Below are 14,612 nucleotides of genomic sequence, written 5' to 3' on the forward strand. Positions count from 1 at the left end.
ATAGTAGACCTAATGAGGTTCAAAATATGTCAGATACCGTTTGTTTAATGTAAAAAATGCTTGATTTTAGTCTATTATAATCTTTTTGGTTACGTTTTTCCCTTCATTTCCAATTTGAACGACATAAATCCCAGAAGAAATATAGTGCATCTCAACTGTTTGTTGATTTAACGAAGGTTCTAAAGCAAATGATTGCATGAGTCTTCCTTGAATATCGTATAACCTGAGTATTGAATTATCAGACACATAACCATGAACCATAATTGATTTATTATTTGAAAATATTAGGATATCACTTATTTCATTTTGGATCGTTGAAAGTGCATTATCACCAACTCGCAGGAAAAACCTACCTGTTCCGTTGAGATTTGTATTTGGTGTAATGATGTAATCTGAATCGTTAAGCAAGGTAAACGAGTTTAGCTCAGTATCCTCTATATAAACCATAGTACTGTTTGGCAAATTTAGATTAGAAAGCGTAAAGGTAATTTGCTCACCTTGCCCAGCATTAACTCCCAAAGGTATTATAGTTTGAGTTATTTCATTTGGTCCTAATGTTTGTATCGCCAAAGGTGAATTGGAACTATAATCTACCAATGTTGAGTATAGGGCAAAACCAGATACCGATTGTCCAAAATGAGTAGCATCATAACCTGCGTCTAATTCACTAGTTCCATTAGTATTGAAGTAAATATCCGTAGTATAAGAATTAGCATTACTTGTAAGTTTCAAAGTAAAATCACCAAGATGATTGCTTTGTTGATTTCTTCCCAATATAAAATCATCTGAATCACCAATGGTACGCATATCTGTAGTAAAATCAACTGTGCCTCCGCCGTTTTTAGAAGCAACGAAAAACCCTTGACCTGGCGTTATTAATGTATTCGGATTAGCATCTGAATATGCTTGATTCCAAATGGTCCACTTCGATCCATCACCAGTCGTATCATTATCATATCCATAAACTCCAGATGATGTAACATCAAACTCTGAGTTATTCGCAGCCAAAAAATCTGCTAAAGTAATGTAAGACGTATATGGGTTTCCGATTAGATTCCAATTACCAAAATTCCCAGTTTCTGAGGTTATACCCACACTAACATCGGTTGTTATTATTGAACCATGAAAATTTAAAGCAGAGGTTTCTGCCAAGTCACCATTAGTTCCCATACGGTAACCTACTCCAGGAATTAAAGGTGTGGTAGCGTCAAAATCCCAGTTTTCATAAACTCCAGGATTACCAGCGTTATTAAATGGGCCAAACAACACAGCATCACTATTGGTGTCTTCAACAAAGAAAGAGGCATTGTCTGTATAAAAATCATTAAAAGAAGCCATAGACACAGGTGAGGCAATAAGATCGTTACCAGCAGATGCTTCAACATCGTTAACATAACGTCTAAATCTTATGTCGCCTGTCGAAGTCCCTTTGACAATTAAACTAGAAAACTGATTCGAATCACCACGTAAAACGAGACTATTATTCACTCCAGAATCTGTTACCAAATCCCCTTCAATAGTTACAGAATTCCCTTTATTAACCAACAACTCTTTACCAGACAAAATTGTTAGGTTGTTGGCGGCGACATCATTATTCACAGTCACGACATGGCCAATAACGACATTGTCTCCAGCTAAAGGAATCACACCACCAACCCAAGTTGCTGTATCATTCCAGCTTCCATCTTGCATCGATTGAATAGCGGCAGGAATCGCTGGATTTAGATCGTAATAATCAACAATTACAGATACATTATCAAAATCAAATGTGTCGCCTAAACTAGCCGAGGCTACATTAGTTTTTACGCGCAATGCCACTCTAATTTCATCAAAATCGCTACTTAGTGATCGGTTTATACTGTATGATGCCCAAGAATTAGTTAAACTTTCATTGCCATTAAATTGATTAGTTTCTGAACCTGATAAAGAATGTGAAATTTGTACACCAACTGTAGCTGTAGTATTATTGGATTGTGCATCAAAATTTACAGTTACTTGGTTAACTTGTTCTAATTCATTTGTATTGAATATAAAATAAGAATTTTGTAGGGTGTTATTTGTTGTTGCATTTTGGTCAAACGTCAATCGACCTGCACTACCGCCATTATGACCCGTTGTTAAAGATGCTGAAACATCAGGCCCATTAGCCATCCATGGTGCTAGTTCACCTCCGTTATTTTCAAAATCACCATTGGTTGCAATATCAACCGATAAAGTATTAACAATTACAAACTGGTCAATTTTAAGTGTTCCGGCAAGATCACCTGCAACATTTAGTTGAATTCTTAATCCGATTCTATCTAAAATCCCTGTATTATCTGAATTTGGTGGAATGGCAAAATCTAAAGTTTGAAAACCTGGACCATAAGGAATAGTAATATCAGAAGACTGCTCTGCATTCCCTGCATTCTGATCTCCTATATCATAATTTACAATTCTAAAAGTCTCGTGATTTCCACTTGTACCTGTCAAAAGATTTTCAACAACCAGACGAACAATAGTATAATCGGATTCTACAAGATTTAATCCTTCAGGTGTTCTGATTTGCTGAAAACCGCCCGTGTAATCATTTGGTGAATCGGTTGCTTCCAACACGCCTCCGAATACATTCAAACTTGGTATTCCGCCTTGCGTAAACCCTTCAAAGTCACCATCACTATCAAAATCGTAATAATAACTTTGTGAAAACACTACAAAGGGTGAAATTAGCAAAAGGAATATTGTAATTTTTTTCATCATCAATTAATTAATTCACCAAAACTAAAACAAGAATGTCCTTTTGGGGTTTATTAATTGTCAGATAACGTTTGAATAAAGTGAATAAAGCTATAGGGCTTGACTTAGTCTAATTGCATTAAATTTTTCAGACCATTTTCATTGGCTTCTAAAATATGTTCTGGATCACCACCTTTTACATGTCCTAAAATCCCGAAAGGACCATTATAACCCAAATTCAATAATTGCTGAATCATGCTTTTTTCTAAATCACCTTGTCCTATAGTGATGATTTTTGGACCTTCAGATTTCATACCATTGAGATTGACACACCATAAATAAGGAAATAACTTTTTGATATTTTCTGAATAGTCTTCTAAGGCGTCATGTGCATGATGAAAATTTAAAACAACACCTAAATTTTTATTTGGAAGTGCTTTGATTATTTTTAATTGATTCTCTGGTTTTCCATACCAACCTCCATGGTTATACAACGCAATCTTACAACCTAGTTTTTTAGCTCGTTGCGATAAATATGTAATCATATCTTTTGCTTGACGTAGAGATTCTTCTTCTGATAAATCATCAAAATATTTAGGCTCAAATCCTACCCAAATCTGAGTTTGCAATCCTACGACTTTTAGGTTTTCAAAAACAGCTTCGCTTTCTGGTTTTAACTTACCTACTTTATCCTTCTTAAGGTTGATATACAACCAAACTGCTTTAACAGCAATGTTTTTTTCTTTTGCCAGTTCCCATTCCTGTTTCATGGTCGGAATATGTTTGGGTCTATTTCCGTAGGCATATTGTTTATATCCTAAGCGTTCTAACATTTCCAATCGCTGTTCTGGTGTACGTTCTTTCACATCGAATCCAACGATGGACCAAGGAATGAGATTATCTTTACTGAATAAATCTGCTTTAGATTGATGTTGGTTAGTGCCAACGCTTTTGCATGAAACCAAAGACAGCGCTATAAAAGCATAAACCAATAAAAACAAACGTGAAACCAGAACTTTGACCATTATAAAATTTCTATAGAAAATGAACAATTAAAGGTGTCATTTGGTGCTAATTTCATCACCCCATCTTTTTGCCTATAATCTTTGTTATGGTCTTTTCTGTCGGCAATGCCATACCAAGGTTCTATACACACAAATGGCGAACTGTCGTTTGGTGACCATATTCCCAAATACGGAAAACCCTTAAACTCAACACTTAAATACTTTTTTTGAGTTGGCTCGTGTACAAAGATTACTTTTGAAAACTTATTAGGATTGAAAGTCAAGGATCCTTTATCAAAAATAGTATCGGGTAATTTCATAATACCATCTTCTTCAAAAACCTCATAGGTATCGCCTTCATAAAGCCCTTTGACGTTGGAATGAAATTTTGGTGAAATCTTTTCATCAAATACCAATTGGTATTCGTTTCGTTTTTGCCCCTCTTCAAACGGACAATTAAATCCTGGATGCGCTCCAATGGTAAAGTACAAATCTTCAGATGTCGAGGGATTTTTCACTATATATTCTGTTTGAAGTGATTTACCTTCAAGTATATATTTTACTTGCAATACAAAATCAAACGGATAAATGGTCTTAGATTCATCGGTCGCCACTTGCTCAAAGGTGATGCTGGTTTCTGTTTTTTCAACAACCTTAAAATCATTATCCCTTGCAAAACCATGCTGTTTCATTGGGTATGTTTTGTCCTTATAGGTATACTCATGGTCTTTTAATCTCCCAACTATAGGAAACAAAATAGGCGCATGCCTTGGCCACACTTCAGGATCTGCCTGCCAAACATATTCTAAATCGTCTGTTTTAAAGCTTATCATTTCAGCACCTTTAGTTTTAAATGATGCAGAAGTTTCATTGTTTTTGAGTGTATGGATAGCCATGGTGTTTTCTAAAGTTAAATCGTTCTTTTCAGTTATTTTTACATTGACATCATTGATATCTTTTAACTGTTCCTTTTTATTATTACAACTTACTAGCAAGATAAGCATACAAAATATTTGAAAAGAACGTATGATTACTTTTTTCATTGTTATCATTTTTTTATTGTAAATTCATCAAAAGTTTTTCCGGTGTACGAGTCAATTCCTTTAAACCTCAACACGTTACCATCAATTAAAATCAACGCAAAACTCGGAATGTGTTCAGCATAAGCAACAATAGAACCATCTATGCAGTTTTTAGGATCATTAGGATCTGCAGCCCACTTCTTATTGATTTTTCCACCTGCTCCAATGGTAACAGAAACAAATCTGCTATCTAAATTTTCATATGCTGTTTCATTCACTCTCAACAAATCAACATCTCCATTTTCGTCATATGGCTTTAAGCGTTCGTAGGTATGTGCGTGTCCATTCAAGACTAAATCTACCTTGTTGTTGGCAAATATTTTATAGAGGTTTTCAACATGTTGGTAATCTTTTTTATAGGTACAACTTTTGCCATTATGGTGTAAATAAACCACTATCCAATCAAATTTGCTTTGGTTTTCTTTTAATGTTGCTGTTAACCAAGCGACTTGTTCTTCTACATTATAAAAATCACCATTACTAGAATCTAATCCAATGAACAATGCGTTAGAATAGTTAAAACTATAGTAATGCTCGTTATTAGGCAATGCCCATTCCTTTTCAAAATTCTTTTCAGGGTCCGAAAGCCAATCGTGGTTTCCTGCTACTGGGTAGAACGGAATATTTTTAAAAACCTCTTGAAAGGGTTTAAACAAATGGTTATCATAGTTTTTACTTTCACCTTTAGGATATACGATATCTCCCAATCCTAATCCGAAATCTGGCTTCACTGCTAATTCGGTAATTCTAGTTGCTGGCTCTTTGGCAAAACTACCTTGTTCTTTTGCTCCAATATCGCCTAATGCATAAAAAGAAAATGCAGTCTTCTTATTATCTGGTGCAGTTGTGAAATGATAATCTTCTCCACTTGCCAATAAATGACCGTTTGAGTAAATATTGTAATTGTACGTTGTATAAGGTTTTAAGTTAGTTAGTATAGATTCATTAAACTTATTACCTTCATGGCTGACCAAATTCCCTTTTACAACAACTTTTTCAGTCGTTCCCTTTTCATTAAACTCAACAAAACAATTTTCAGAAATCGAATCGGTTTTCCAGGTAATGGTTGTAGACGTAGGTCTCACCATTTGCAAATAAGGCTCACGAATTAACATTGGCTTTTCACCAAAGGCTTCAATTTTTACAGTTTCGCCAAATTTTTTTACTGATTTACATCCAATTAATACAGTAACAACGACTAAAAGCAAAATATTTTTTTTCATTTTAATTTTTGTTTTCTTGCCCTTCAATATTCTCTTTATAAATTGAGTGTAGTATATTCTTTAACTCTAAAACCACTGTTTTATATTCTGAATCATTCACTACATTTTCATTTTCTTCTTTATCAATTCTATGGTCATAAAGCATTGACGTAATTAGTGAATTATCTTCCGCTTTTATGAATTCGGTGTAACTAAAATCGTTTGTTTTTAGTGTAAAACCATTTCCTTTTTTTATAAAAACATGGTTCTTTCCTTCAGATTTTGGATTTTCAAGCACAGAAACCATACTTTTTCCGTCTAATTGTGACGCTGGAATTTCCAAACTACATAATTCTGCTAATGTTGGATAAACATCAACCAAGGTCACTAAAGCATTGGTTGTTCCTTTTACTTCGGAAAGCGGATTATATATAATCATTGGTACTTGCGTCGATGTATTGTAACTTGTGAATTTTGCCCATTGGGTATGTTCTTGCAAATTATAACCATGGTCAGAAACAAAAACCACAATGGTATTTTTATCTAATCCGGCCGCTTTTAATGCGTTTAAAATCTTTCCTATCAGTGCGTCGGTATAACTAACGGTTGCATAATAGCCGTGAATTAAATCAATAGCTATAGAATCATTCACTTGACCTTGCTTTGGTATGTTAGAATACATTCGCATCTCTGGCCAATTGCTAATGCTTATTTTTGGTGCATTCTTCGGAATATAATTGTAGTTTTCGGGTTGCTTGATTTGGCTTCTATCATATAAATCCCAATATTGTTTTGGCGCATTAAATGGTAAGTGAGGCGCAATAAAACCTGCAGTTAAAAAGAAAGGTTTGTCTGAATCTTTTAGCTTATTAATATCTCTTATCACCTTTTCGGTCATTAAACCATCAATGTAAATGGAATCGTTCACATCGGCACTTTCATAAGCAGGACCAGTATTTGTCGCTTTATATTCGGCAATATTTTCTGGTAGCTGATAATCTTTCCAAAGGGATTGCCAATAATCTGTTGGTGCTAAGCCTTGATTATTATTATCAAAGGCATAAGGTCTGTAAATGGCATCCCAATCGTTTTCTCGGTCATCTAAATGATGATAAATTTTACCGTTGGAAATCGTCGTATATCCGTTTTGTTTAAATAACTGCGGAAGCGTAACAGCATCAGGTGTTTCTTTTTCTACAAAAGTGTTATAGTTCAAAAATCGGTTTTTTGTGGGCAACATTCCTGTAAGCATACTAGCACGTGAAGCGCCACAAACAGGGACATTACAATAGGCATTGTTAAACTGCACACCCTTTTCTGCCAAGGCATCAATATTGGGTGAAATGATTTGCGATTGACCATAGCTTGACAATTCTGGACGTAAATCATCCATATACAACAATAAAATATTGGGTTTTGAAGCCTTATCAACATTTGACGGTTCCTCTTTACAAGAAACAAATAATACTAATAGCCCTAAAATGATTAATCGCTTAAATGACATTTTAAAAATTCAGATTCTTTTTTACAAAATTACATCTAACTTCAAAAGTTTTGGTTTCATAATTGTCAATACAATTCCAACAACGGACAATTATTATACCTAATCGGTCTACCATGCAACCTTAAAAGGTTGAAATACGAATACATTTGTTTTAGTAAAAAAATCAATATGAAAAATTTATACTCCAAAATTTTAATACTTACTTCAGTAGCTATTTTGTCTGTTTCCTTTGCATCTGCACAAATGGACATGATGAATGCCTTGCCGTCAAATCTAGCCACACATACAGCTGTACAAAATGGGGATTGGTTTAGTGCTTCAACTTGGGATGCTAATACTGTCCCATCGACAGGCGCCATAGTTTACATTCCAAATGGTATAACTGTAAATTATGAAGGTACTTCTGGCGACCATATTTTTGCTATACGTGTTGATGGAAATTTCAATATGACACAAACCAACTCAGGTTCGACTACTCGTATTAAGTTTGATACATTTTTTGCAATGAGTTCGTCTTACGTAAAGATTCTTGCTAACAATTCAACCGACGGAAACATCATAGTCAATATTGAACCTTTTGACATTGAAGCGTATCGCTCTGGTGCTAACATCTGGTCTGCAGCTGCTTTAAATCATTTTAGAGATAATGGTGTGGTAACATTTAAAACCAGAACAGGACAAGGTGATGACAGATATAATACCTATCAAGAAGCCATTAATGGTGATTTTCAAATTGTAGAAAGTGGTGCAACTAACATTGATGATGGTAAGGGTATTTTAGGACGATATAATTGGGATCCAACACAATTAAGTTTGGGTATGGTTACAATGGGACAATTGGAAATCATTGGCCAAGAAAAATTAAACATGGTAAAACTCGCTGCAGATGCCAGCTCTGGTCAAAGCAGCATTCAAGTAGCTCAAATTCCTACAGGTTGGGAAACAGGTGACGATATCATCATTACGAGTGGTGGCAATGCTTCGACCTCTAACAATGGTGAGGACGAAGCTATTATTCAAAGTATTTCTGGAACCACCATAAACCTAGAATCCAACCTCTCAAGAAATCATGAAGGCAGACCTTCTGAAGGTTTACACTGCTATGTTGGTAATTTAACCAGAAACATAGTTTTTAAATCGCCTTCAACAACGATAGTAAGTCGCAGAGGACATATTATGGCCATGCATAATGACACCAATGTTCAGATTAAAAATGCACAGTTTTTACGATTAGGACGTACTGACAAATCAAAATTATTAGATGATTTTGTTTGGAACAATTGGTTAGAACCAAAAGTATTTACCTCTAAAATTTCAGCTTTAGGACAAGAATGTGCCGAGATGAGAGCCATTCCAGAAAATGAAATGACCAATCCTAGAGGACGCTATTCCATTCACTTGCACAAATTAGGAACAGCCTTTGGAGCTAATATGGCTCAAGTGACAGGCAATGTAGTTTGGGATAATCCTGGATGGGCCATTACGCATCACGATTCTCATGCAAACGTCTCACAAAATGTGGTTTACAATGTGGTTGGTGCTGGAATTGTTTCCGAAACTGGTAGCGAAACTGGCACTTGGGACAATAACCTTGTGGTAAATGTTTCACAAGGCCATACAACAGATCCTTACACTGCTTCATTACACCATGATGATTATTTGTTCTCTGGAGAAGGCTTAGCCATGAAAGGACGTGCCGTTTTATGTAGAAATAATGTTATTGCAAACGTTGTACGCGGTGTTGGTGTCATTAACATGAATAATTCTACAAAAAATTTAGACCGATTAGATGCACAGGCTTTAGCTACAACACGACCAGGTTATGAGGTTGATAATTTTCCATTGAGCGTTAATGGTTATAGCAAGGAAGAAGATGGTGTTTTGCCTGTTGAAGCGGCCTTAATAATGGAAAACACAACAGTTATTGATGCTAACTTCGGATTGCGCTCTATTGAAAGAGATATGGGTGTAAACAGTGAAACACGTTCTATTTTTGATGGTTTTAAGGCTTGGGGAGTAAGAAATGGCATCCGAATTACATATCAAGCAGACTACTCCTTTAAAGATGTTTATATTTCTGGAGATAACCCAAATAGCGCAGTTGGAATCGATATGTGGAAACATTCGCACAACCAAACTTTTGAAGGTTTAAAACTCGTAGATTTAAATTACGGCATTCAAGTCTCAAAAACTGTTTTAAGCAATAGCGAAGAACCAAAAACAAGAAACAATGGGTTTACTCCTTGGGTTTTTGTAGACCTAGAGACCAATAACGTTAATGAATTATACCAAATAGTTGTTGACAACCCTAGCTTGGATCCAAGTTTTAACTATACAGAACATACGGACAATACGATTCATTTAAGCTCAGCAGATATTACTTCTAGGCCAACCACATTTACCATTTTAGATGACTCCACATTGGAGGTCGATTATTCTGAAACTGGTGAAGATGCTTTGCGTTTTGAAGTTGATGGCGTTATTACCGACGACTTTGGAAGTTATGATATGGGCATCCAGCAAGCCTTGGCTCAAGGTAATTTAAGAGAAGGGTATCCAAAACGCATTTATCAATTTGCGTCTCATGCCAAATTTGAAGAATACTTACAAAACAATGGTGTCTATAAAGATGAAAATGATAATGACCAGTTATACTTCATCCTTAATGAAAGTTTGCCTAACCGACGTACATTTGAATACACAACCTTCCCTGTTCGAGTAAAAATCATGAATGCACCAAGTTCAGGTGTGTTTGCTAACCCGCAGGTTGAAAGCGCTACAGCTCTTGCACCAAAAAACCAACTTATAAGTCGACTAGCCACAGTTTCACAAAGCACAACGAGAAGCAATTTAAGCTATGACGATGGTACACATGCTACAGCGACCATTACTTTAGAAGCCGAAAAAGCTGTAGATGGTAACAACAACGGTCGTATTAATGCACAATATTACCAAAGAGGTTTAGTGCCTGTTGGCAGTTTTTCGCACACGCAAAATTCAATAGAGCCTTACTACGATTTAGATTTTGGCGAACTTAAAACCATTGACTATTTTGATATTTGGAATACCGTTGAAATCAATGGTTCTGATCTAGAAACACCATCAAACCACTTTAAGAATTTCTCAGTATTTATTTCAGATACACCTTTTACAGGAACAACATTTGCAGAATCTCAAGCCCAAGCGGATTATGAGTATGTAAAGAATTCAACTCCAACTTTAAAATTCTCTCAAAACAACTTAAATGCCGTAGGTCGCTATATGCGCATACATTCCTATCACACAGGCAACATTAAAATAAAGCTAGCTGAAATTGAAGTCATAGGAAGAACCTACGAAGAAACTTTATCTACAGAAAATCCAGTAGAGGAAACATCTATTAAAGTATATCCAAATCCAACAGATGGATTCGTTACTATCAAATTAAATAAAACTTACTCTGATGTTACGATTGATGTCATCAACATTTTAGGGCAACGTATATCATCAAATACATACGAATCTCTTGATACAACACAAATAGCTGTTGGAAAACAGTCAGGAATCTATTTTGTACAAATTAGAGGTGGCAAGGATTTAAACCTTACAAAGAAGATTATTAAGCAGTAGTTAGTCAAATAAAAAAAGCCTGTAGCGCGTATACGTTACAGGCTTTTTTTTATTCGAACTTATCTTATAATTGTTGTGTAACAATAGTGCTTTCTTTATAGCCTATGCGCTCTGCCATAGTGTACAAATACTGCCCTTTTCTAACCTTAAAAGGTTTACTGTATAGTTGCCAACCACTATCAAAATTAACATCATTTAAGGCTTTATCTGAAACGATATAAGCAATGGAAGCTCCTTTGGTTTGTGTTGATAGCGAAACCTTTTCGTCTTCAATAACCATTTCAACTGCATTTGTTGTAGGTTGCTCAAGGTTAGGCCACATACTTCTAATCATTTCTACTTCAGGCTGTAGTGCTCTATCTTCAAAACGGTTTTCTCTAAACTCAGTTAATAGGTTGCGTCCTTTTTCTAATTCTGATTTATAATCTAAATTTTCAGCTAAATTAGTAAGATTGTGAGGGTCCGTTTTTCTATTGTATAGTTCTTCTTTCGGTTTATCACTAAACCATTCTAGTTGTGTTGCATTGAGTTTTCTTGCATCACGAAGTTGAAGTATTTCAGCCATCATGGGTACTTGCTTTCTGTAACCAACATCTTTATACCACATTTTATCAGGAAAATCATTTTGGATGTAGATAAAATCATCGAAATAAACGGTTCGGGAACGGTCTGTAAATTCATCAAAACGATCTGAAGTACCAAAAGCAGCTGCTCTTTTTTGATTTAGGTTTTCACCTAAAAATGGTTTGCCTTGAAGATGCTCTGGTATGTCCACACCAGCAAGATGTAATACCGTTGGTGCCAAATCTACAAATGATACCATAGCACTACTGCGTCCTTTTTTACCATCAATTCCTTTGATCATGAATGGTACATGCAATCCACTTTCATAAAGCTCCCGCTTTTGCCTTGGCAATGGTCCACCATGATCGCTGTAGAAAAATATAATAGTGTTATCGTAAAGCCCATCTGCTTTAAGTTCTGCGATTAACTTTCCAACTTGCTTATCTAACAATTCTATATTACTGTAAACTCTTGCTATATCCTTTCTTGAAGTTTCTGTATCTTGATAATATGGTGGCACAGGCACTGTTGATGGCTCTACAGTTAACGGTTTGTCGTCATTTTTCCAGATTTTACTTTCGTGAGTCACATCAAAATTAAATACTGAAAAGAAAGGTTGTCCGTCTTTTCTATTTCGCCAATGTGCATTATTATTATTTTGATCCCAGGCTGTAACTGGTGCCGCAAATTGGTAGTCGGTTTTTTTATTATTTGTTGTGAAGTAACCGTCATTACGAAGGTATTCCGTAAAGCATTTTACATTTTCTGGGATGACTGCGCTGTATTGTATCACTTCTTCTCCTTCCAAATCAAAACGATTGGTATCTGTTTTGTATTCGCGCTTTCCCCAAGATTGTATATCCAGACCTGTTCGCATGTGCATAGTGCCAATGCTTGTTGGGTACATTCCTGTTATAATGGACGAACGACTTGGGCCACAAACGCCAACCACAGAAAAAGCATTATCATACACAACACTTTCTTTTGCCAATGCATCCAAATTTGGGGTTTTAGCGGTAGTGTCACCGTAAAATGATAACATCGGACTAATATCTTCGCAAACCACCCAAAGGATGTTAGGTTGTGATTTTGAAGCCGAACTTGAATCTGAAGTTGATTGCGAATTTGGTGTCGAATTGCACGACATTAAAATAAGAGCAAAAAGTGCTAATAATCTATTCATTATAATTCTATTTTATGAAAATTGGATTGTCTTGGTTTTAGCTGAAACGTTCCAGTAACAACTTTGCCATTTTCAACAAACGAATATTCGTACTCCCCAAAAAAACCGATTCCTGAAACAGTGCCTTCTTCAGAGGTTGTTCCACTTAGGTTGGTATTCCATGCATCATGAACTAGTGAGAAATAGGCTTTTCCCATAACGCCAATTTCATTATCGGTATTAAAAATATCTGATTTTTTACGACCATCTTCGGTATTTCCCCAAAATAGAAATTCTGATACATTTGGATGACTAAAAGCGGCTATCATAAAATCGCGTGTGTATTGCTCACGTACTTTTGGATCCTGAACATCCATTGTAAACTCTGAAATACTGATTTGCTTTCCTAAAGTAGCATAAAACGATAAAATTTCAAGCACACGTTCTGGTGGTGTTAAGTCACTTCCTATATGGCTTTGAATGCCTATGCCTTGTACCAATCCGCCAGTGTTTTCATCAATTCGCTTAATGAAATCATAATACCATTGTTGCTTTTGGGTGTCAATTCCGCCTTTACTTATAATCCCATATTCGTTGGTAAAACGTTTAACATTGGGTTGTTTTTGAGCAATAGTTCTAAATCCGTTGTAAAGAATCTCTTCACTTCCAGTAATCTTTTGTAAATCTCTATTAGTATAGGCTTCATTAACCACATCCCAATGCGTTAGTTTCCCTTGGGTTGCATCTAAAATAGCATTAACATGGCTTTCAATTATTTCTATAACTTTTTCAGGATTGTTTTTGTTTTGTCTCACTTCTGGAGTGAGATAATTAAATCCTGGCCAGATTAGCACATGACCTTTTACAGGATAGCCATCTGCTTTTAAAACTTCCAAAGCCTTTAAAGTCATTTCACGCTTATCTTCTCGTTGCCAATGTTTAATCTTGAGATCATTACCAAGAACCAAACTATTGAATGCTTTTTTAAAGTTTTTGTAATCGTCGGTATTGTTTACAATATCTTCGGCAGCCATTCGTGCACCAAAAGGAAACAAATGGTTTTTTAGTTTTACATTAAGCGATTTATTTTTAATGGGTTGGCCGTCTTTATAAAACTGTAACGTGAATTTCCCTTGCCTAATCGTTTCAATACGTTTTATGGCATCTTTTCGCCATTGCGCATCAGCTTCCATACCTGCGTAGGTAATTTCGGTTTTAGGTAGATCTCCTAATTTAGTACCTTCTTGAAAGACTTCAAATTTAATATCCTTAATAGAGAACGACTGCGGTCTGTAACCATACTGCATCACAAGTGCTAAATCCTCTTTTTTTATGTATCTATCAGCTTCAAAAGGCAAATAGTAGGTTTGCCACTCCGAAGAAAAACTCTGTGTATAATCGATATTACCTTTGTAATCTCCAGTTTGCTTAAAGATTATCAGTGCTTTAGCCTCACCTGTTTCAAGGCTTGCTGTTTCGGTTTTTGCTTTAAAGGACAATAAAAAAACGGTTCCCTTTTTATAGCCTTTTTGTTTGATTGGTATACTTGTCGCACACTTATATATAAACTTTGGTTCCTTAACCGTTTCTATTAAGTATTGTAATCTACCTGTATCATCTTTAGATTTTTCAATGCTTGCAAACTCGCTTTTGGTTTTCAATAAATTAATTCGCTTTTGATCTATGATATCTTCTCCAACAGGTTTTTGCTGGGCAGATGTAAATCCGTAAATAAATAAGATAAGTAGTATGGCTAATTGTTTTTTCATT

8 protein-coding genes are annotated in these 14,612 nt (G+C 35.5%); 1 reads left to right on the forward strand and 7 read right to left on the reverse strand.

Annotated features, from left to right (window positions below):
- Positions 1 to 66: 66 nt before the first annotated feature.
- The 5 genes from N4270_RS00860 to N4270_RS00880 form a co-directional block, all read right to left on the reverse strand.
- The gene (locus N4270_RS00860; protein WP_260094907.1) at positions 67 to 2,736 is read right to left on the reverse strand and encodes a T9SS type A sorting domain-containing protein; all 2,670 of its coding nucleotides are present in this window, start codon (positions 2,734 to 2,736) and stop codon (positions 67 to 69) included.
- 104 nt (positions 2,737 to 2,840) lie between these two features.
- Positions 2,841 to 3,740 (reverse strand): sugar phosphate isomerase/epimerase, encoded by a 900-nt coding sequence (locus tag N4270_RS00865; RefSeq protein ID WP_260094908.1) that lies wholly within the window; start codon positions 3,738 to 3,740, stop codon positions 2,841 to 2,843.
- A complete protein-coding gene (locus N4270_RS00870; protein WP_260094909.1) occupies positions 3,740 to 4,762 on the reverse strand; it encodes an aldose 1-epimerase family protein in 1,023 nt (340 codons plus the stop codon). Before N4270_RS00870 ends, N4270_RS00865 begins: the two co-directional genes overlap by 1 nt.
- A 5-nt stretch (positions 4,763 to 4,767) precedes the next feature.
- The gene (locus N4270_RS00875; protein ID WP_260094910.1) at positions 4,768 to 6,024 is read right to left on the reverse strand and encodes a metallophosphoesterase family protein; all 1,257 of its coding nucleotides are present in this window, start codon (positions 6,022 to 6,024) and stop codon (positions 4,768 to 4,770) included.
- A 1-nt stretch (position 6,025) separates the two neighbouring features.
- Complete coding sequence (locus tag N4270_RS00880) at positions 6,026 to 7,507, reverse strand: sulfatase (protein WP_260094911.1); 1,482 nt, start codon at positions 7,505 to 7,507, stop codon at positions 6,026 to 6,028.
- Positions 7,508 to 7,675: 168 nt separating this feature from the next.
- On the opposite strand from N4270_RS00880, the gene N4270_RS00885 reads away from it, so the two are divergent.
- Complete coding sequence (locus tag N4270_RS00885; protein ID WP_260094912.1) at positions 7,676 to 11,116, forward strand: T9SS type A sorting domain-containing protein; 3,441 nt, start codon at positions 7,676 to 7,678, stop codon at positions 11,114 to 11,116.
- A gap of 64 nt (positions 11,117 to 11,180) precedes the next feature.
- Here N4270_RS00885 and N4270_RS00890 read toward each other — a convergent pair whose 3' ends face one another.
- Together N4270_RS00890 and N4270_RS00895 are read right to left on the reverse strand one after the other, a co-directional pair.
- Positions 11,181 to 12,863, reverse strand: coding sequence for a sulfatase (locus N4270_RS00890; RefSeq protein ID WP_260094913.1), 1,683 nt, complete (start codon positions 12,861 to 12,863; stop codon positions 11,181 to 11,183).
- Complete coding sequence (locus N4270_RS00895; RefSeq protein WP_260094914.1) at positions 12,863 to 14,611, reverse strand: endo-1,4-beta-xylanase; 1,749 nt, start codon at positions 14,609 to 14,611, stop codon at positions 12,863 to 12,865. Before N4270_RS00895 ends, N4270_RS00890 begins: the two co-directional genes overlap by 1 nt.
- Position 14,612 lies beyond the last annotated feature (1 nt).

Origin of the sequence: Psychroserpens sp. SPM9 (genome assembly GCF_025153525.1) — a bacterium.
Lineage (GTDB): Bacteria > Bacteroidota > Bacteroidia > Flavobacteriales > Flavobacteriaceae > Psychroserpens.

What these genes read in the sequence shown, in the direction of transcription:
- N4270_RS00870 (WP_260094909.1), bottom strand. Translation starts at nt 4,762, where the DNA reads ATGAAAAAAGTAATCATACGTTCTTTTCAAATATTTTGTATGCTTATC.
- N4270_RS00895 (WP_260094914.1), bottom strand. Translation starts at nt 14,611, where the DNA reads ATGAAAAAACAATTAGCCATACTACTTATCTTATTTATTTACGGATTT.
- N4270_RS00875 (WP_260094910.1), bottom strand. Translation starts at nt 6,024, where the DNA reads ATGAAAAAAAATATTTTGCTTTTAGTCGTTGTTACTGTATTAATTGGA.
- N4270_RS00880 (WP_260094911.1), bottom strand. Translation starts at nt 7,507, where the DNA reads ATGTCATTTAAGCGATTAATCATTTTAGGGCTATTAGTATTATTTGTT.
- N4270_RS00860 (WP_260094907.1), bottom strand. Translation starts at nt 2,736, where the DNA reads ATGAAAAAAATTACAATATTCCTTTTGCTAATTTCACCCTTTGTAGTG.
- N4270_RS00885 (WP_260094912.1), top strand. Translation starts at nt 7,676, where the DNA reads ATGAAAAATTTATACTCCAAAATTTTAATACTTACTTCAGTAGCTATT.
- N4270_RS00865 (WP_260094908.1), bottom strand. Translation starts at nt 3,740, where the DNA reads ATGGTCAAAGTTCTGGTTTCACGTTTGTTTTTATTGGTTTATGCTTTT.
- N4270_RS00890 (WP_260094913.1), bottom strand. Translation starts at nt 12,863, where the DNA reads ATGAATAGATTATTAGCACTTTTTGCTCTTATTTTAATGTCGTGCAAT.